Source organism: Aliikangiella marina (assembly GCF_007004765.1).
GTDB lineage: Bacteria > Pseudomonadota > Gammaproteobacteria > Enterobacterales > Kangiellaceae > Aliikangiella > Aliikangiella marina.
On the sequence record NZ_VIKR01000006.1, the window covers coordinates 332097 to 351973 of the forward strand.

Sequence of the window (19877 nt, forward strand, 5' to 3'; positions counted from 1 at the left end):
AAATCTACGAGAAGGTGACTATTATGGTTTTAAACAGAAAAAGCGCAAAGAAGACGAGCAAAGTGAGTTTGTTTATTGCTATCGCAATGATTGCTACTGTTTTCGGCGTACTGCATGCCCAGGGATATCAGATTGAGCATATCACTGAAGACGGTGTGCAAGTGTGCAAAGCAGGCGTTATTGAGCTGTTTACAATGCTTCTTTGGTAGTCATTGCGCGAAAGCGCGGTAGAATCTCCCAGAAGATCAAAAACGGTACGCAAAGCGTGCCGTTTTTTTATGTCTAAAGGAATCTGAAAATAAAGCCACTTGAATCGATGATAATCTGTGCTTCTAGTATTCGGGGGAATTTAACAAAAAGCTAATGGCTCGTTTCTGTCGCGAGTTGGCAGACGACATAGGGTGCGACTACCACCGCCCAAAGGGTAGGATTCTCCGAACAATTCTCTCTCACCCAGCTCGGTGTAGCAAATTCAATATTTTTCTCAAGAATTAGCGACTCAATCTCTTTTTGCTGGTTGCTAGCAATTTGCTCGGCGACCTCGATTAGGTTTTTTGACGGTGAAACAGTGAGCAAGTTGCCTTTCGCAAAGAACAATTCAAGCTCTTTCCAGCTGATTTTGGCGGTTTCTAAATTGAGTTTATCTTTTAAGCTTAGTTCGATTTCTAAATTTTCTTCTGTTTCAGACACTTGAGATTCTCCGCAAAGACATGTTCTGCCAGCGACAAGTATACCAGATTGTCTGATTAACAGGGGAACAAGAAAACCCAAGTAATACTCGTAACCATCAAAAACGCAAACGCTTAAACTTAACAGCCCCAATAATCTCACATTAGTGCTAACCTAAATACCACCACCGAAATACAATTTCGCTGACTGATATCTTTGAAAACAGTTATATAAAACCTAGTTGTAAGTTAGGTTTTCCTATTCTTACGCATATTTACACTTTTTTAGAAAGGTTTCATGGTAGAGTAAGCAAAGTGAAGCATTACTTGTCTGGCGAGATTATTGAGGAAATTCAGGATTTGTTCAGGCGTTGACGTCTATCTTGTCATCAGTCAGAGGGAATATCCAGTTTGGAAGTTACAACTAGTCAAGGAGTTACAACCAGTCAGGAAGAACTGTGTTGTCTTGAGTTAAGTCGAGATTCGCGTCTAGTGTGCGCGTGCACATTAGCGTAAAGAATTTTGCAAAGAAATTGATAGAAGCATTCATGTAGTTACTTCGATTAAATTCGTCATTTAACCTAATCACGAGGTGCAGAAAAGTGAATATCAAAGTATCCCACGTTAAAGCTTATGTATTGATCGCCTGTACATTGCTGTTAATCGTCATGTCGACTACTGCCGCCGCAGGAATACAAGTTGAGCTTGTCGAACCCAAGAAATTTAGTGATTATACGCTCTCAGGCCAAAGCAAAAAGTCGAGTATAAAAACGATCAAGAAACAGTTTAATGTGATGTTTTCTGATATTGCGAAAGATGTAATCGATGAAAATGATGTGCTTACGATCGAAATTACTAATCTTGATTTAGCTGGATACATCGAATATTTCTTTGGCAGTCAAAATAGAGAAATGCGTATTTTAAAAGATCCGGAACATTACCGAATTGAATTCAAGTATGTACTGAAATCGAGTGATGGCAAAGTTAAAACCAGTGGCGAAACGACGATCAAAGAGTTCGTTCACCACAATCCCCGAAAGTTCACCAATTATCGCTATTCCCATGTTGGTTACATGCGAGAGGATTTAGAGTCTTGGCTTAAGAAGACTTTTGCGGAATAGGGGAGATTGGCAGTTCTTTGTTTTTCGCTTCTGTGGCGCGTTTGTCGACGATGTTTTTAACCGCAACTAACAATCCTAATCCGATAAATGCGCCAGGTGGTAAGATTGCAAACAAGAATTTTTGATCGGTAATGTAAAAACGTAATGTGAGCTCTCTGGCCCACTCACCGAGCAGCAAGTGGGCGCCGTCAAAGATTGTCCCTTGACCAACAAGTTCTCTTAAACCACCTAAAATCATTAATACCAAAGTAAAACCAATACCTTGTGCCAAGCCGTCGATAAACGAAGGAATCACAGGGTTTCGGCTCGCAAAAGCTTCTGCTCTGCCGATAATCGCACAATTCGTCACAATTAATGGAATGAATATGCCCAACACGAGATACAGCTCATAAGTAAAGGCATTCATGAGCAACTGAACATTTGTGACAAATGAGGCGATTAACATCACGAAAATTGGGATGCGAATTTCTTGTGGAATATGTTTACGGATTATCGAAACTGTGACATTCGAACCGACCAAAACAAAAGTTGTCGCGATCCCCAAACCGAGACCATTAACCATGGTTCCTGTCACGGCGAGAAGCGGACATAAACCCAGCAGTTGCACCAAGGCTGCGTTATTATTCCACAAGCCGTCTTTGACAACTTGCTGGTTTTCTTTAATCATCAGTTACTCCACACGAGGTATCAGGATTAAACAGTTCTTCGCGAGATCGCTCATAGAATACTAGTGTATTTTTGACCGCTTTGACGATTGCTCGAGGGGTTATTGTGGCCCCAGTAAGCGCATCAAACTCGCCACCATCTTTAGTTACTTTCCATTGTTCAATTGGCGTATTCGTTAGCGATTTTGCATCAAATGATTTTATCCAAGAAGACTTTTCAATCTCGATTTTGTCGCCTAATCCGGGCGTCTCTTGATGCTCAGTAACCCGGACGCCGGCAATCGTTCCATCTTGGTAAATTCCAACAACCAACTTGATTTTTCCAGCATATCCATCGGGTGCAACACTCGTCATAAATACTGCATAGTCTTCGTTTTCTTTCCGCATCCGATAAACGTTTTGATGGTCTTGGCTGCCGAGTAACTCATCACTTTTGACTCGCATGCAGTCATGATAAACATCGTTGTCGTACGCTTCAGCAGGAATGATGTCGTTTAAACGTCTTGCCAACGCTGCTTCGATTTCTTCGGCAATTTTGTCTTTAGTAATTAAGTGAGTGACAGCAATTAATCCGGTCGATACCAAGGCGAATAACGCGAGTATCGCACCGTTTATCGCTGTGGCTTTTTCAATCGTTGGCGATTGTTTATTATCTTCAGTCATGAAGTTCAGTCTCTTTTTTATGACCGTAGATAACCGGCTTTGTGTAATGGTCTATCGTCGGAACCGCGATGTTTAAAAGTAAGACTGCAAAAGCGATTGCATCGGGGTAGCCACCGAAGGTACGAATTATCACAATTAAAAAGCCAATTAACGCACCATAGATTAACCGTCCCTTAGGCGTAGTAGAAGCCGACACAGGATCCGTTGCGATAAAAAAAGCACCCAACATCGTTGCGCCAGTTAGCAAGTGAAAACTAGGTGCAGCATACAATTGATTATCATAAGTGTTTAACAGAAAACTGGTGATGATCATTGCCAGCAAATAGGCTACTGGAATATGCCAGCGAACTATTTTGATTGCGAGCAAATACAAACCACCCAGCAGAAACATCAAGTTCACCCACTTCCAGCCATTGAGGTTTAGCGCCATATCTGGGTTGGCGAAAATTTCTGAATTCATACGGCCCAATGTTGTTTCTGTTTTGAGGTGATCTAGCGGCGTCGCCATAGTGAATCCATCCGCGAGTTGACGAAAGTTTTCTACAGTTAAACCATCGGCAGTCTGAGCAAAAAATATTAACTGCGATGACTCGTAAAAACTTGGTAGAGAAACTGCGAGCTCTCTTGCCGGTAGCCAAGCGGTCATTTCGACTGGAAACGAAATAAGTAATAAAACATAGCCAACCATAGCAGGGTTGAATGGATTATAGCCGAGTCCGCCGTATAGTTGTTTGCCAAAAATAATAGCAAACCAAACGCCAACAAACGTCATCCAGAAAGGTAAGGTGGGTGGTAACGCTACAGCTAATAACAGTCCGGTTAATAATGCCGAGTTATCCTGGATTGAGGTGCGAGGTTCGCGTGTTCTCAATTTGAGTATTGTATATTCCGCACTAACCGCGAATACCGCACATAAAATAAGATTAATTATGACGCCAAACCCAAAAAAATAAACCTGTGTGATGATACCGGGGATTAGTGCAACGCACACTAACATCATAACTTTGTTGGTTGGCATCGCTTTGTGAAAAAAAGGCGAAGATAAATTCATCATTAGCTTTCCTTCTTTTCGTCAGTTTCGGTCTGAGCCACGCCTTGCGCTTGACCTACGGATGCTTTTTTTTGTTTGACACGAGCGAGCGCATCATTAATTGCTTGTTGTTTTCCATCAGAATCATTTTTCTTATCCAATGCGGCCTGACGTCGCGCTTCTGCAGCTTTTTTGTGTTTCGCTGCGCGCTCGGCTTTCTCTCTCTGAATTCTCATTTCTTTGAAGTCAAAACGCTTTTTGGCTTTTTCTGCTATGACATTTTTTCGTTGAATGTCTTTGAGTGATGACTTGCCGTAACGGTAGTACTGCACTAACGGAATTTCACTCGGACACACATAAGCGCACGCGCCACATTCGATACAGTCCAATATGCCTTGCTGCTGTAAATTTTCCCACTGATCGCTTTGACTATACCAAAGTAATTGTTGCGGCAATAAATCAGCAGGGCATACCTTTTCGCATTCGCCACATCGAATACAGGGTTGATGTTCTGTTGTTTGCGTGAGCCAGGCCTTTTCGGTTTTATCGGCTTTATTAAAGATTAAACAATTAGTCGCCTTCGTAACCGGCGCAGTAAAATCGGTTACACTTTGCCCCATTAATGGACCACCAATAATGACTTTTTCGCAGTCATTAACATCAACATTAAAGTGCTCAATTAAATCAGTTATCTGGGTGCCAAATGCAATCCAATAGTTGCCAGGTCGATCGACCAAATTGCCGGTGATGGTTACTAACCGTTGATAGAGTGGTTGGCCCTTAACCACGGCGTTGAAAACAGCATGCAGGGTTGCGACATTTTGAACTAATAGCCCCATTGAGGCGGGAATTTTACCGCTGGGAACCTGTTTTCCTGTTACTAATTCAATGGTTTGTTTTTCGCCGCCGCTTGGATATTTTGTTGGTGCAACCACTATCGACATAGGGATGGACTCAGTGGTTTTTGATATTGCTTCACTAAGCTTTTCGATCGAGAGTTGTTTATTGTCTTCGGTTGCAAATATGATATTTTTAGCCTTGACTAAATTCGCGACGATTTGTGCGCCTTCAATGACCTGTTTTGGAATATCTTTTAGCATTCTGTCATCACAGGTTATAAAGGGCTCGCACTCCATGGCGTTGACGATTAACGTGTTGATTTCGCGACTGGACGTTTTTACGTGCGTAGGAAAGGTTGCTCCACCCAATCCGACAATCCCCGCTTGGCGTATTCTCGATTGAATTTCTTCTAAGTTGCTTGGATTACGCCAATCGATTGGTTCAAATATTTTGCCTTCTGATTGTTCTAGATCGGTTTTAATCGTAATTGCTGCGGACTTCATTCCCGATGGATGACCCACATAGGCTGGACTCAGTGAGGTAACTATGCCGTCAGCAGGGGAGTGAATATTGGCGCTCAAGATGCCTGTGGCTTTCACCAGCAATTGCCCTCGGGAGATACGATCGCCTAAGTTGACCACAACTTCGCCCGTCTGGCCGAGTTGTTGTTTGACGGGAATAACAAGTTGAGCGGCAATTGGCAGATCTTTTATCGATTGCTGGTTAGAAATATTTTTAAATTCAGCAGGATGAATTCCGCCGTGAAAACTTCCTTTCGCCTGTTCAACTATCGACTTCGACGAAACTGATTTTACGATGCTTTTACTCATGAAATCACCTTAACGGGAATTTGTGAAGGTTTATTCAACTGAGCTGGATTAGGCCAATGCCAATCATCAATAGTGGGTTGTATTTCAACAATGTCGATGCAGTCGACCGGGCAAGGTGGGATGCACAAGTCACATCCAGTGCATTCAGATTCAATCACGGTATGCATCATTTTTGCCGCGCCAGTGATTGCATCAACGGGACAGGCTTGAATACATTTAGTACAGCCAATGCACTCATCTTCCCTAATCACGACAACGGTGGGCAGACTTTCTTCACCGCATGATTCATCCAATTCAACCACTTCCATATCAAGTAATTCGGCAAGCGCTTTAATGCCTGCTTCACCACCCGGCGGACAACGGTTAATGGCTTCGCCTTCGGCGATCGCTTCGGCATAAGGCTTACAGCCAGGGTATCCACATTGACCGCATTGAGTTTGTGGTAAAACTTCATTGATTTGGTCAACAATAGGGTTGCCTTCGACTTTGAATTTAATTGACGCAAAACCGAGTAAGCTACCGCAAATAAATGCAAAGCCAACAAGCGTAAGAGTAGCGATCAGTAACTCTAGCATTAGCCTCTCACCAAACCGGCAAAGCCCATAAATGCCAGTGACATTAATCCAGCCGTGACGAGCGCAATAGCAGCCCCTTGAAACGGAGCGGGGACGTCGGCAACTGCAATTCGTTCTCTTATGGCGGCGAATAGGACAAGAACAAGGGAAAATCCAAGTGCCGCTCCAAAGCCATAAATAATTGATTCTACGAATGTGTGCGCTTGATTTACATTGAGTAACGCCACGCCAAGAACCGCACAGTTAGTTGTTATGAGTGGGAGAAAAATTCCCAGCAATCGATAGAGCACAGGACTTGTTTTATGAATAACCATCTCGGTAAATTGAACAACAACTGCGATTGCAAGAATAAACGATAAGACTTGTAAGTATTCGAGATTTAACGGAGCGAGTATGTACGTATTGATTAAATAACTTGCGACGGAAGCGAGAGTCAAAACGAAGGTTGTTGCAGCAGCCATCCCGACCGCGGTTTCAACCTTGCTGGAAACGCCCATAAATGGACAAAGTCCGAGGAACTTTGCTAGAACAAAGTTGTTGACTAGAACCGTGCTAACAAGCAGTAAAAGAATCTCGGACATGACAAAAAGGGCTAAGCTTTATTCTCGTGTTGCGAACTATCAGAAGAATCGCGTTTTGCATCGATAAAGTATTTTATTGCTAACGCAGAGGCAAAAATGATTCCCCAAATGATCGCCATAGTCACTAGCGCTTTGTAAATCGCACTCAAACCATCAACTTCGGCATTAAGTAAGCTGGTAATAATCATTGGTGCTAACGATTCAGCGTCAGTAACAGTTTGCGGTGTAAAGGCCCCAACGGCAAGCAGAGTCAGCACGCCGACCCGTAACTTAAAGCCTTTAGTTTTCAGTTTATAGTCAACTAAAAACAGCAGGGCAATTCCTAATGCAATATAGAGCGCCCAAGCTTGTGGGTATAAGTCGAATCCTGTCATCAAAAATTACCTTTGTTATTACTTAACACGCATTCCCGGTTGAGCCCCCTCATCGGGATTTAAAATCCAAAGATCTTTACCACCAGGTCCCGCCGCCAAAACCATCCCTTCGGATACCCCAAAACGCATTTTTCTTGGTTTAAGGTTGGCGACCATGACGGTGAGCTTTCCTTGCAAATCTTCAGGTGCATATGCTGATTTGATCCCTGCAAATACTTGTTTGGTGACGCCGTCTAAATCCAGTTGAAGTTTTAACAGTTTTTCAGCGCCTTCAACATGTTCTGCTTTAACGATTTTGACAACGCGTAAATCAATTTTGTCAAAGTCACTAAATTCAATTTCTTCTTTTAACGGATCGGCTAACTGAGGTGCGCTGGCTGCCGCAGCTTCTTCTTTGCCTTCTTCTATCATTGCTTCAAGTTTTTTCGGATCGATTCGTTGCACCATTGGCTTGAATTTATTGACTGTCCGACCTTGTAAAACTTCGCTAATATCTGACCATTGGAGCGGTTCTACATTCAGGAAAGCTTCAACTTTTTCAGCCATCGCAGGTATCGCCGGTTTTAAATAAATCGTTAATATTTTAAATACGTTCAGGCAAACGGTGCTCACAACTTGAACTTGTGGCGCGGTAGTTTCATCTTTAATTTTTACCCACGGCTCTTCACTATCGACATATTTGTTTGCTTTATCAGCAATACTCATAATTTCTCGGATAGCGCGACCATATTGCTTGTTCTCATAGAACTCAGCAATTGTTTCGGCTGCACCTTGGGCTTCTTTAATTAACGGATGATCAGCGACATCATCTGCTAGTCGTCCGTCAAACTTTTTACCGATAAAGCTAGCGACACGGCTTGCGATATTAATATATTTATTGACTAAATCAGAATTAATCCGCGCAACAAAGTCCTCTAAGTTAAGGTCAAAATCATCTACTTTAGAAGTGAGTTTGGCCATAAAGTAGTAACGCAAATATTCGGGGTCTAAATGATTTAAATAAGTTCGCGCCTTAACAAAAGTCCCTTTGGATTTGGACATTTTAGTACCATTCACCGTCAAGAAACCGTGAGCATGCACTTTGGTTGGTTTTCTAAAACCGCTTCCATGGAGCATTGCGGGCCAAAAGAGTGTGTGGAAGTAAACGATATCTTTTCCGATAAAATGATGAACTTCTGCGGCGCTGTCGGCGTTCCAATAGTCATCAAAATTTAAATCGTCACGTTTATCGCAAAGATTTTTAAAACTGGCCATGTAGCCAATCGGTGCGTCCACCCAAACATAGAAGTACTTGCCTGGTGCGCCTGGAATTTCAAAGCCAAAGTAGGGTGCATCTCTTGATATATCCCACTCTTGCAGTCCTGCTTCAAACCACTCATCTAATTTGTTAGCAATTTGCTCTTGGACATGACCATCACGTGTCCAAGTTTTCAACATACTTTCAAAATTTGTTAATTTGAAAAAATAGTGTTCTGAGTCTTTATTAATTGGCGTTGCTCCCGAGACCGCAGATTTCGGGTTTTTGAGTTCTGTCGGACTGTAAGTTGCGCCACAGTTATCGCAGTTGTCGCCATACTGATCTTCAGAGCCACATTTTGGACACTCGCCTTTAACGAAGCGGTCCGGTAGAAACATTTCTTTTTCCGGATCAAATAGTTGTGAGATAGTGCGCTTGGCAATATGGCCGGCATCATTGAGTCGGTTGTAAATTAGTTCACTGAGCTCGCGATTTTCTTCACTGTGGGTCGAATGATAGTTATCGTATTCAACCAGGAAGTCCTCAAAATCTTTTAAATGCTCTTCGCGCGTGGCCGCGATAAAATCTTCCGGCGTCACCCCTTCCTTCTGAGCACGAAGCATGATTGGGGTGCCGTGGGTGTCGTCGGCACAGACACTGATACATTGATGGCCTCTTAGTTTTTGAAAACGAGTCCAAATATCGGTCTGGATATGCTCTAGCATGTGGCCAATGTGGATTGACCCATTGGCATAAGGGAGGGCACTGGTGACCAGGATTTGTCGAGGTTGATTGTTTTGTTCTGAACTCACTGATACTTCACTCAAAAATAAGATTTAACGGGAACCATTAGATTTGGCGCAACTATACCTTTTTTTAGTGGCGCTTTCATCTAAAACCATAGCAAAATCAGCAAAATAAACGGGTATTTCTGAAATTGATTCGGTTATAATCTAGACCAATTATTTTAACCCGATTAGGACTCCTATGTTAGACGAACAAGCTATTTTGGATTTAATTGCCGATAGCCAAATTGACAGCCTGCCAGAAGACTTCGACTTAAGTGCTCATATTCAAAATGCCAAGGTCAAAGGTGATCACATACAGCTTGAGATTTTATTACCTTTTCCAGCTGAAGGGATCAAACACGTTCTAGCGGAAGAAATTGAAACGGTTATTTGCAAGGCTTGGCCGCAGTCGAATAAAGTGGCCATTGAGGTCAAATCACGGATTACCGCATACGAGACTAAAGCGGGCGTTGCGCCATTAGCGAATATTAAAAATATTATCGCTGTAGCTTCCGGCAAAGGGGGGGTAGGTAAGTCGGCGACGAGTATTAATTTAGCACTTGCGCTTCAAGCCGAGGGGGCCGCTGTTGGGATTTTAGATGCTGATATCTATGGCCCAAGTGTACCAATTATGCTGGGTATCCCCGATGCGAAACCCGTTTCGGAAGATAAAAAGACCATTCAACCGCTCTCTGCGCACGGAATTGAGGCCATGTCGATAGGGTTTTTAGTTGACGAGAAGCAGGCGATGGTATGGCGAGGACCTATGGCTTCACAAGCGTTTCAACAAATCATCAGAGACACCCGCTGGGGTAACTTAGACTATCTTATCGTCGATTTGCCTCCTGGTACCGGTGATATTCAACTGACCTTATCGCAAAAAATACCGGTGACCGCGTCGGTGATAGTGACGACTCCCCAGGATTTGGCCCTTGCTGATGCTAAAAAAGCCGTTGCGATGTTTACCAAGGTAAAAATACCCGTTATGGGGATCGTGGAGAATATGTCGACCCACATCTGCAGCAATTGCGGGCATCAGGAAGCAATATTTGGCGAAGGTGGTGGAAAATTTTTGTCAGAAGATTATGATATGCCCCTATTAGGGCAATTGCCGCTTGCAATGTCGATTCGTCAGCAGCTAGATGATGGTAATCCTTCAGTTGCAGCCGATCCAAATAGTGAGATCAGCTTAACCTATCGAAAAATAGCCAGAAATCTTGCTGCGAATTTAGCATCATTAGGCAAAGATTACTCAAAAGGTGCTGACAATATTGCAATTAAAACTTGGTCACCTGACGCATAAAGGTATGTGTAAAGTTTAACGAAAACCAACGAAAGTAAACAGAGAACGAATTAAATGAGTATTAAGTCAGATAAATGGATACGTCGAATGGCGGCAGAGGGAATGATTGAGCCGTTTGAGTCAGGCCAAGTTCGTCACGTCGACGGAAAGCGTATTGTTTCCTATGGTACGTCTAGTTATGGATACGATGTCAGATGCGCCAATGAGTTTAAAATATTTACTAACGTTCACTCTGCAGTTGTCGACCCGAAGCACTTTGATGATCAAAGTTTTGTCAATGTTGAGTCTGATGTTTGTATTATTCCGCCGAATTCGTTCGCATTGGCTCGAACAGTCGAGTATTTCCGAATTCCGAGATCGGTACTCACCGTTTGTTTAGGAAAGTCGACTTACGCCCGCTGCGGTATTATTGTAAACGTTACGCCACTCGAGCCAGAGTGGGAAGGCCACGTCACCTTAGAATTTTCAAATACAACACCGTTACCTGCAAAAATATATGCGAACGAAGGTGTCGCGCAAATGTTATTTTACGAGTCTGATGAAGTTTGCGAAACGTCTTATAAAGATCGCGGTGGTAAGTATCAGGGACAAACTGGCGTGACTTTACCTAAGACCTAGGGTGAAAGATGCGGGAGTAAGCGAAAGCCGTTAATTGAAAAGCCAAACAGTTTTGTTTGGCTTTTTTGTTGTGGGACTAATTGAATTTTAGCGCTTATTTTTGTGAGTTTGCTATGCTAATAAGTTATTCGAGCTCAGAGAGTAAACGGTAAATAATTGATCGAGCTTTCTCGAGTTGATTAAGTCGCACCTACTAAAAGGGGGATAGGTTGCAAATATTTTCGTTATTGGACTGGATAGCTTTAGGGTTTTTTCTTATTTGTTGGAGCGGTTATGCTTTGTTTGCCAGTCGCTTTCAAGAAAAGGTTCCTAATATCTCGAAGAACTTATCACAATTACGCGGTTTGTGGATGAAGTCTCTAATCGAGCGAGATATTAGGATCGCTGATGCGACAACACTGGGAATATTGCAACGCACGGTAACATTTTTTGCGTCTACAACCATCTTAATTTTGGCCGGTCTGTTGGCTGTTTTAGGTGCCTCCGAAAAAGTCATGAAACTGGCACAAGCTCTGCCATTTGTAGCGGAACATACTCAGTCAGCATGGGAGCTTAAAATTTTAGTGTTAGTCATAATATTCATCTACGCCTTTTTTAAGTTTTCTTGGTCTGTCAGGCAGTATAATTTTGCCTTGGTCATATTTGGTGCAGCACCTAAGCCTGGCAGTGCGAATGCCGATGAGTACGCAAGCCATTCTAATGACTTGCTTACGGCAGCCAATAACTCGTTTAATTTTGGACTACGCTCATACAACTTTGCAATGGCAATTCTTGCTTGGTTTGTCCACCCGATATTGTTTATGCTTCTCACTGCTTGGGTAGTAGCGATTTTATATCGGCGCGAGTTTCATTCACGAACACTTAAAGCGATGCGTGGCGCGATCCAACTGTCTGGTGGAAAACCGGTTTGAAGTGACTGCTTAATTTCTCAAGCGAAGTGCATTTAAAACAACGATCAAAGAGCTAGTTGTCATACCGATTGCCGCCAACCAGGCAGGCACTAAACCAGCCATAGCAAAAGGAATGGCGAATAAATTGTATGTTACTGCCCAAGCGAGGTTTTGACGGACGACACTATTGAGTTGTTGAGCGGTTGATATTGCCTTTGGTAACACGGTCAGATCATGGGTAACCAAAACAGCATCGGAACTCGTTCTCGACAGGTATGAAGTTTCACCCATAGTGATACCTGCATTCGCTTCTGCTAAAGCACCAACATCGTTGACCCCATCACCAACCATAAGAACTTTATCGCCGGAACTTTTTGCCTCGCTGATAGTGGCTAGTTTTGCTTCCGGTGTTGAATTTGCGATAACTCGCTCAATAGCGAGTTGTTCCGCGATGGCTTGACAGGTTCTTTGCGTATCGCCACTGAGCAGAGTGATCATCTTGTTTTGTTTGTGAAGCGACTGGATCGCTTTTTTCGCGGTTGGATTCAGCGTATCAGCCAGTACGAACTTGGCAACAGGTTGTTGTTCACTCGCTAAATAAATAACCACTTTGCCAACTTCGTATTCATTTTCCTTATTTTGATCCTTGTTAGTGATTGTTGCTAAATCGTCAAGGACGAATTCTGCTTTACCGAGCTTAAACGTTTTGTCATTCCAAATACCCGAAACACCGCCAGATAAAACCTCGCGATCACTCTCAATTGAAAGCTTCTCCGATTGGATGTTTTTAAAAGCTTGGGCGATAGGGTGATTAGAACGTTGTTCCAGTGCAGCCGCAATGGCAATAACTTCTTTTTCTGAATATTTGCCGTACAGTTCTGTTCGCTCGAGCTGCATTTGCGACATTGTGAGTGTCCCAGTTTTATCAAAATAGACTGAAGTTATTTCCGCAAGATTGTTTAAAAAACCGCGGTGTTTGATCATAAGGCCAAGATCGGTGAGTTTTGCGATTGCCGCTGCAACAGCGGCGGGCGTTGCAAGAGATAAGGCGCAGGGGCAACTGACGACTAGTAGCGAAAGTACGACAGGAAAAATATTTTGTGGATCAATTTGCCACCAAATGTAACTTGTTATCACCGTTAGAACTAATAAACCAATCACATAAAAATTGGCTATTTTATCAGCGAGAGAAACTTTATTTGAAAGCAAATTTTCAGAAGTTTGTTGAAGTTTAATGAGCTTTTGTAATCGACTTTCGCTCGGGTTACTAGTGGCCTCGATATAAAAGCTACTGCCAGTATTGGTTGAGCCGCTGAAAACTTGGTCGCCTTTTATTTTTTTTACAGGCAAAAACTCTCCTGTTATTACTGCTTCGTTCAGTTCTGCTGTTTGGTCAACCAAGATACCATCAATCGGGATAACCGCACCGGCATTAATGAGCAAGATATCCTTTTCTTTTATTTGTGCTGAGGGAATCGTTTCGAGTTTATCTGCAGGTGTTAATCGTTGCACTGATAGTGGCAACAACTGTTTAAAGTTTTGTTGCTTTAAAATCGCTTTTAGCCGGGTTCGATGTTCGAGGAAACGCCCAATTAAAAGAAAAAAAGTAAACATGACAACTGAGTCAAAATAGTAAACTTCGCCGTCTGTGATTAACGAGTACATACTGGCAAAATAACCTGCCAATATTGCGATCGAAACTGGTAAGTTCATTCCAAAGTGGCCGTGCTTCAATCCTTTCCAAGCGCTGGAGAAAAAGGGAAACGCCGAATAAAAAACAACAGGGGTTGCGAGGAGGGCACTGACGCTATGAAGAAAGTAGGCATGCTCACTAGAAATATCTTGATATTCACCCAGGTAAAGGCCCGTTGCATACATCATCACCTGCATCATGCCAAGGCCAGCAACAATTAAGCGTCTAACAAAGCGTTTATCTTCTTGCTGTATGGCGGCTTCTTGTGCATCTTCAGAGAAAGGGTAGGCACGATAACCGAGTTGGTGAATGTTTTTCAGGATATCGCTTAAGCGAGCGTCTTGTGCGAACTCTAAAGTCGCCCGATGAGTTGTCGTATTAACCGATATTTTACTAACATCATCGCGCTGACCAATTTCTGTTCTTAATAGCCAGCCACAAGCTGCGCAAGTTATGCCCTCTATCCCGAGCTCGATGGTTTGTAGACCATCTTCATTTTCGGTAATAGCACTTAGAATTTCTGGTGTATCAAGTGCCTCAATTTCAAGTAACTCTTGAGGTAATAAATCTTCAGCTTTGGCACTTTTTTCGGTACGAAACTGGTAAAACTGCTCGAGGCCGTTTGCGCAAATCGTCTCTGCGACGGCTAAACAACCAGGACAACAAAACGCTCTTTGGGCGCCCAGAACGACAGTATTAAATTGAGACCCTTCAGGAACCTCGAGGTCACAGTGATAGCAAAGCGACATTACTCTTTAGATGCATCCAGAGTTATTTCATTATCGCTGGGTATCGACCAACGGCCCTTTAATAACCAGCTTTCTTCGATATCTAGCATTCTCACGTACCAATTAGCATCACTTAATTCTGGCGAGGGGCCAATGTATTGATTATCAGATAACTTATCCAAGGTGACGATACGGTCAAAGGACTCCTTGGTAGGGTGTGAAAAAATCAGCTTAATTTGATTCGCAGAGATTGGAGAGCCGTCAAAATTAACGTTCATCAAACCGTTCTCAGACTCGATACTGAGAGAAACTTTTAATTTCAATTCCACGGCTTTCTCTTGCTTCGCCAGCGATTGATTGATTGCTAAGCCTTTCTTAAAGTAATCATCTTGAACCATGCTATGGGGTTTGTCAGCAGCGATCATCAAGGTGGCGATACCTGCGACAACGGTTAATAGTGGGATAGCGAAAACAAACCACGCCCATGGCTGTTTAAACCAAGATGTTTGTTGTTCTTCGGTCATTACTTTTCCTTCTTTGGACCTAAAAATTTGCCTTTGGCAATGTAAGTATCTTGAGAGTCATTTAGAGTGGTGATCTCAAAGTAAATATCGTTTGAACGTTTCTCAAGTTCATCGGCATCAATGCTAACACGAAGTGGCAAGGTTAACACGCCGCCGGCATCAATGGTAAACTTTGTCGGTCCATCAATCTGGCTTGTTTGATAGCCGTTAATTTTAAGTTCGTAATCATTCGCCACTTGCGACATATTAAGTACTTTGAGTTGATAAGTATTTTGGATCTCACCACTGAAAGTTTCATTAAATAGATTGTTTCTGTCTCTAATGACATTAACATCGAGTGGTGTTCGAGTTGCGATTAAGAAAAAGAAAGTCGCAATTAAACCCATAAACAAAGAGGTATACAAGAATGTTCTTGGTCTGAGGATGTGGGTAGATTTACCTTTCTCCGAGTGCTCTGTTGTATATTTAATGAGACCTTTATCATACCCCATTTGATCCATAACATCGTCGCACACGTCGATACATGCAGCACACGCGATACATTCGTACTGTAACCCATCGCGAATGTCGATGCCTGTAGGACAGACATGGACACATTGTTTACAGTCAATACAGTCGCCCAAACCATCTGCTTTATAATCGGCATTACGTTTGCGTTTTCCGCGCTCTTCGCCGCGTTCTTCATCGTAAGAAATAATTAGCGTGTCTTTATCAAACATTGCACTTTGAAAGCGTGCGTAAGGACACATGTAAAGACAAACTTGTTCTCTCAGGCGGCCTGCGTTTCCATAGGTAGCAAGGGAATAAAGGCCTATCCAAAACCATTCCCAAGGTCCAAGAGAGAAAGCAAGGATGCCATCCCAAAGCTCTCTAATTGGAGAAAAATAACCAACAAAGGTATACCCGGTAAACAGCGCGAATAAAATCCATAAAGTATGTTTTGCGGTCTTTTTTAAAAGTTTCTCTGGGCCCCAAGGCTTTTTATCTAAGCGAATTCGCGCATTACGATTCCCTTCGACAAACTCTTCAATCCAGATAAATGTTTGTGTCCACACAGTTTGCGGGCAAGCATAGCCACACCAAAGGCGGCCGGCAAAAGCGGTGAAAAGAAATAATCCTACCGCACAAATAACCAGTAATAGTGTCAGATAAACAAAATCTTGTGGCCAAAAGGTTATCCCAAACAAATGGAACTTTCTCGCAGGAAGATCCAGTAGAATGGCTTGTCGATCATCCCAGGTTAGCCAAGGAACTATGTAGTAAATACCGAGAAGTAAAAAAACAGTTAAAATTCTGAGTCGAGAGAAGAAGCCGTGAACTTGGCGAGGATAGATTTTCTCTGCTTTTGCGTAAAGATCTTTGACGGGGATTCGTTCCGCTTTAGCTTTTGACATTATCTGTGCCTACAAACGAGCCTAAGAGGGAGGTTAAAAGGAAGCACCCTAGGGTGCTTCATAAAACATAATAGTTACTTTGAGTTGGAAAGGCTATAAACATAGGTTGTAACCAGATGAGTACGGCCTTCACCAAGAATATCACCGAGTGCTGGCATTTGATTGTTGTGTCCACCGCGGATGGTTTGAGCTATCGAACGAGAGCTCGCACCATGAAGCCAAATATCATCGGTTAAGTTAGGGGCGCCCAAAGCAATGTTACCTTTTGCATTTGCTCCGTGACAAACTGCACATTGCAACGCAAACGTCTTACTGCCTGCTTCTGCTTTCGCAGCGTCAACTTGATTTCCAGAAAGTTGTCCAACGTATTGTACTAGTTCGTCAATTTGCTCTGCTGAAAGCATCGCTTCAAAGCCAGGCATTACACCGACTCGACCCGCTACAATGCTTTGCTTAATTTGCGCTGGATTACCGCCATATAACCAATCTTTATCGGTTAGGTTAGGGTAGCCAGGGTTGCCGCGAGCGTCAGAGCCATGGCAACCAAAACACGTGTTCACAAAAATTCGCTTACCCATTTCGACGGCTTGTTTATTATTAGCAAGCTCTTCAACTGGCACTTTCAAAAATTTGTCGAATAACGGTTGATAGATAGCCTTAGCCGCAGCGACTTCTTCTTCAAGCTGACCTTCTTGAGTCCATCCCAGAACTCCTTTATTGTTGCCCAGTCCTGGGTACAAAATAAGGTATCCGACACCAAATACCAGCGTGATATAAAACATTATCAACCACCAGCGAGGTAGCGGGTTGTTGTATTCGGTGATACCGTCATAAACATGACCCGTGGTCCCTGTGTCCTCAACTTCGTTTTCTTTCATTTTGCGGGTCCAAAACAAGAGACCCCAGCAACCCAAAATATTGATTGCGACAATAACTATGACCCACCAATTCCAAAATTCAGTCATTGTTCTTTACCTTTGATTCTTGGTTAACTTTTTCGGAACGTTCATCACCATCTTCAAATGGAAGATTCGCCGCATCCTCAAAATACTTTTTGCCCTTTTTGCTATAAACCTTGTATATCAACACGATAAAAAGAATAAAGAGCGCTAATGTGGTTAAGCTTCTAATTAAATTTAAATCCGCATCCACTGGCATTACCTTTTGTCTGACAGTGCGTGTCCAAGTGATTGCAAGTAAGCAACCACCGCATCAAGCTCTGTTTTACCATCGACTGCAGCCTTAGCGCCTGCAATGTCGGCATCTGTATAGGGAACATCGAAGTACTCTTTGAATGCCTTAAGTTTTTCAGCCGTTAAGTCACTGTTGATGTATTTTTCTTCGAGCCACGGGAATGCTGGCATGTTGGATTCAGGTACAACGTCTCTCGGGTTGATCAAGTGAACCCGATGCCACTCATCGCTGTAGCGCCCGCCCACTCTTGCTAAATCTGGCCCAGTGCGTTTTGAACCCCACAGGAAAGGATGTTCCCAAACATGCTCTCCGGCGACTGAATAGTGACCATAACGCTCTGTTTCTGCGCGAAATGGTCGAATCATTTGCGAGTGACAGGTGTTACAGCCTTCGCGGATGTAAACATCACGTCCTTCCATTTCGAGCGCGGAGTAGGGACGCAAGTTGGTAACGGGCTCCGTGGTATCTTTAAGGAAAAATAACGGAACAATCTCTGCTAGGCCACCAAAGCTGATTACAATGACAATCATCAATCCCATGAGGCCGATATTAGTTTCTAGTTTCTCGTGTGACATGATTAACCCTCTTTTACTGTATCAGCGTCTGGACCAGCTTTTACGGTCTTGTATACGTTGTATGCCATGATGAACATTCCACCAAGGAACAATGCCCCACCGAGTAATCGAATCCCATAGTAAGGGTAAGTTGCTTGAACAGCCTCAACGAAGCTGTATGTGAGCGTTCCGTCTTCATTGACTGCACGCCACATTAGGCCTTGCATGACACCGGCAATCCACATAGCGGCTATGTATAAAACAACGCCAATCGTAGAAACCCAGAAGTGAATGTTGATCATGTCTGTGCTGTACATGTTTTGACGACCAAACACTTTAGGAATCATGTAGTACATTGCGCCAATACTGACAAATGCTACCCAACCGAGTGCCCCAGAGTGCACGTGACCAATGGTCCAATCGGTGTAATGTGATAGGGCGTTTACTGTCTTGATTGACATCATGGGGCCTTCAAAAGTCGACATGCCATAGAAAGAAAGCGAAACGATCAAGAATTTTAAAATTGGGTCGGTACGTAGCTTATGCCATGCACCTGAAAGTGTCATGATTCCGTTAATCATACCTCCCCAGGAAGGTGCGAGAAGAATGAGAGAGAAAATCATCCCTAAGCTTTGAGCCCAGTTCGGAAGTGCGGTGTAATGCAAGTGATGAGGGCCTGCCCACATATAAATGGCAATTAGGGCCCAAAAGTGAACAATTGATAAGCGGTAAGAATAAACAGGGCGTTCGGCTTGTTTCGGAACATAGTAGTACATCATACCTAAGAAACCCGCCGTTAAGAAGAAGCCCACCGCGTTATGGCCATACCACCATTGAATCATCGCGTCGATTGCACCCGCATAAGCTGAATAAGACTTGGTCAGTGATACGGGAATAGCAGCACTATTAACAATGTGTAATACCGCGACAGTTAGTATGAATGCCCCATAAAACCAGTTAGCGACATAGATATGGGCCGCTTTTCGCTTCATTACAGTCCCAAAAAACAAAATTGCATACGCAACCCAGACAACTGCAATTAAAATATCGATTGGCCATTCCAGCTCTGCATATTCTTTACCGCTGGTCCAACCCATCGGTAATGATATTGCTGCAAGTACGATAATAAGTTGCCAACCCCAGAATACGAATGACGCTAATGCATTGCTAATCAGTGGCGCTTGGCAGGTTCTTTGTACAACGTACAGGGAAGTCGCCATTAGGGCTGAACCGCCGAATGCGAAGATTACTGCATTAGTATGCAGTGGTCTGAGTCGGCCGTAAGTTAAATATTCAATACCGTATGTTAAGTCGGGCCAGAACAGCTGGGCTGCGATAATCACGCCCACCAGCATACCGACTATACCCCAAACGACAGTCATAATTGAAAACTGTCTGACCACACGGTAATTGTAGGTCGGAGAATTATTTTCAGACATTGTTATTCCCATTTTTACTGAAAGAAAGAAGTGCAGGACACCGGTACGAATTCTGCATTATCAGCACAGGGGCAGTTGTGATCTAAATCAATAAAAATTTCAGGATTTAGGATTGTTATCTCAATGTATAGATTTATGTGACTAAATCGGCCAATTCTTGTACTGAAA

General features: G+C 43.1%; 21 protein-coding genes. 5 read left to right on the forward strand and 16 right to left on the reverse strand.

The genetic code is table 11. From position 1 onward, the window contains the following. The first annotated feature begins 23 nt into the window (after positions 1 to 23). Entirely contained in the window at positions 24 to 209 is a 186-nt protein-coding gene (locus FLL45_RS20990; RefSeq protein WP_142944028.1) for a hypothetical protein, read from the forward strand. Between the two features lie 151 nt (positions 210 to 360). Here FLL45_RS20990 and FLL45_RS20995 read toward each other — a convergent pair whose 3' ends face one another. Next, positions 361 to 690 (reverse strand): DUF2288 family protein, encoded by a 330-nt coding sequence (locus FLL45_RS20995; RefSeq protein ID WP_185964573.1) that lies wholly within the window; start codon positions 688 to 690, stop codon positions 361 to 363. Between the two features lie 580 nt (positions 691 to 1270). Here FLL45_RS20995 and FLL45_RS21000 point away from each other — a divergent pair. Further along, a complete protein-coding gene (locus FLL45_RS21000; RefSeq protein WP_142944030.1) occupies positions 1271 to 1789 on the forward strand; it encodes a DUF3016 domain-containing protein in 519 nt (172 codons plus the stop codon). Here FLL45_RS21000 and FLL45_RS21005 read toward each other — a convergent pair. The 8 genes from FLL45_RS21005 to metG are packed head-to-tail and all read right to left on the reverse strand — an operon-like array spanning position 1767 to position 9396. Further along, positions 1767 to 2456: an electron transport complex subunit E gene (locus tag FLL45_RS21005; protein WP_210247256.1), complete on the reverse strand. Its 690-nt coding sequence runs from the start codon at positions 2454 to 2456 to the stop codon at positions 1767 to 1769. The two genes, FLL45_RS21000 and FLL45_RS21005, sit on opposite strands and share 23 nt — an antisense overlap. Continuing rightward, positions 2449 to 3117 carry an electron transport complex subunit RsxG gene (gene rsxG, locus FLL45_RS21010; protein ID WP_142944031.1) on the reverse strand — a complete coding sequence of 223 codons (669 nt, stop codon included), beginning with the start codon at positions 3115 to 3117 and terminating at the stop codon, positions 2449 to 2451. The genes FLL45_RS21005 and rsxG overlap by 8 nt, the downstream gene beginning before the upstream one ends. Further along, positions 3110 to 4171, reverse strand: coding sequence for an electron transport complex subunit RsxD (gene rsxD, locus FLL45_RS21015; protein ID WP_142944032.1), 1062 nt, complete (start codon positions 4169 to 4171; stop codon positions 3110 to 3112). Before rsxD ends, rsxG begins: the two co-directional genes overlap by 8 nt. Beyond that, complete coding sequence (gene rsxC, locus FLL45_RS21020; RefSeq protein WP_142944033.1) at positions 4171 to 5817, reverse strand: electron transport complex subunit RsxC; 1647 nt, start codon at positions 5815 to 5817, stop codon at positions 4171 to 4173. Before rsxC ends, rsxD begins: the two co-directional genes overlap by 1 nt. Continuing rightward, on the reverse strand, positions 5814 to 6392 hold the full coding sequence (gene rsxB, locus FLL45_RS21025; RefSeq protein WP_142944034.1) for an electron transport complex subunit RsxB: 579 nt from the start codon (positions 6390 to 6392) through the stop codon (positions 5814 to 5816). Before rsxB ends, rsxC begins: the two co-directional genes overlap by 4 nt. Then, complete coding sequence (rsxA, locus tag FLL45_RS21030) at positions 6392 to 6973, reverse strand: electron transport complex subunit RsxA (protein ID WP_142944035.1); 582 nt, start codon at positions 6971 to 6973, stop codon at positions 6392 to 6394. The genes rsxB and rsxA overlap by 1 nt, the downstream gene beginning before the upstream one ends. A gap of 11 nt (positions 6974 to 6984) precedes the next feature. After that, positions 6985 to 7347, reverse strand: coding sequence for a hypothetical protein (locus tag FLL45_RS21035; protein ID WP_142944036.1), 363 nt, complete (start codon positions 7345 to 7347; stop codon positions 6985 to 6987). An 18-nt stretch (positions 7348 to 7365) separates the two neighbouring features. Continuing rightward, positions 7366 to 9396: a methionine--tRNA ligase gene (gene metG, locus FLL45_RS21040; protein ID WP_142944037.1), complete on the reverse strand. Its 2031-nt coding sequence runs from the start codon at positions 9394 to 9396 to the stop codon at positions 7366 to 7368. Between the two features lie 175 nt (positions 9397 to 9571). Here metG and apbC point away from each other — a divergent pair, with 175 nt between their 5' ends. The 3 genes from apbC to FLL45_RS21055 all read left to right on the forward strand — a co-directional run bounded on the left by apbC (position 9572) and on the right by FLL45_RS21055 (position 12204). Beyond that, on the forward strand, positions 9572 to 10675 hold the full coding sequence (gene apbC / locus FLL45_RS21045) for an iron-sulfur cluster carrier protein ApbC (RefSeq protein WP_142944038.1): 1104 nt from the start codon (positions 9572 to 9574) through the stop codon (positions 10673 to 10675). Positions 10676 to 10729: 54 nt separating this feature from the next. Beyond that, positions 10730 to 11293: a dCTP deaminase gene (dcd, locus tag FLL45_RS21050; protein WP_142944039.1), complete on the forward strand. Its 564-nt coding sequence runs from the start codon at positions 10730 to 10732 to the stop codon at positions 11291 to 11293. Positions 11294 to 11502: 209 nt separating this feature from the next. Next, positions 11503 to 12204 (forward strand): DUF599 domain-containing protein, encoded by a 702-nt coding sequence (locus FLL45_RS21055; RefSeq protein ID WP_142944040.1) that lies wholly within the window; start codon positions 11503 to 11505, stop codon positions 12202 to 12204. Between the two features lie 9 nt (positions 12205 to 12213). Here the strand turns inward: FLL45_RS21055 and FLL45_RS21060 are convergent, their stop codons facing one another. From FLL45_RS21060 to ccoN, 7 genes are all read right to left on the reverse strand, one after another. Beyond that, positions 12214 to 14625, reverse strand: a complete 2412-nt coding sequence (locus FLL45_RS21060; protein ID WP_142944041.1) for a heavy metal translocating P-type ATPase — start codon at positions 14623 to 14625, stop codon at positions 12214 to 12216. Further along, the gene (locus tag FLL45_RS21065; RefSeq protein WP_142944042.1) at positions 14625 to 15128 is read right to left on the reverse strand and encodes a FixH family protein; all 504 of its coding nucleotides are present in this window, start codon (positions 15126 to 15128) and stop codon (positions 14625 to 14627) included. The genes FLL45_RS21060 and FLL45_RS21065 overlap by 1 nt, the downstream gene beginning before the upstream one ends. Then, a complete protein-coding gene (gene ccoG, locus FLL45_RS21070) occupies positions 15128 to 16522 on the reverse strand; it encodes a cytochrome c oxidase accessory protein CcoG (RefSeq protein WP_142944043.1) in 1395 nt (464 codons plus the stop codon). The genes FLL45_RS21065 and ccoG overlap by 1 nt, the downstream gene beginning before the upstream one ends. A gap of 74 nt (positions 16523 to 16596) precedes the next feature. After that, a complete protein-coding gene (gene ccoP / locus FLL45_RS21075) occupies positions 16597 to 17487 on the reverse strand; it encodes a cytochrome-c oxidase, cbb3-type subunit III (protein ID WP_142944044.1) in 891 nt (296 codons plus the stop codon). Next, complete coding sequence (locus tag FLL45_RS21080; protein ID WP_210247257.1) at positions 17480 to 17674, reverse strand: cbb3-type cytochrome oxidase subunit 3; 195 nt, start codon at positions 17672 to 17674, stop codon at positions 17480 to 17482. The genes ccoP and FLL45_RS21080 overlap by 8 nt, the downstream gene beginning before the upstream one ends. A gap of 5 nt (positions 17675 to 17679) precedes the next feature. After that, positions 17680 to 18291, reverse strand: a complete 612-nt coding sequence (ccoO, locus tag FLL45_RS21085) for a cytochrome-c oxidase, cbb3-type subunit II (RefSeq protein WP_142944046.1) — start codon at positions 18289 to 18291, stop codon at positions 17680 to 17682. A 2-nt stretch (positions 18292 to 18293) separates the two neighbouring features. Continuing rightward, positions 18294 to 19709, reverse strand: coding sequence for a cytochrome-c oxidase, cbb3-type subunit I (gene ccoN, locus FLL45_RS21090; protein ID WP_142944047.1), 1416 nt, complete (start codon positions 19707 to 19709; stop codon positions 18294 to 18296). Positions 19710 to 19877 lie beyond the last annotated feature (168 nt).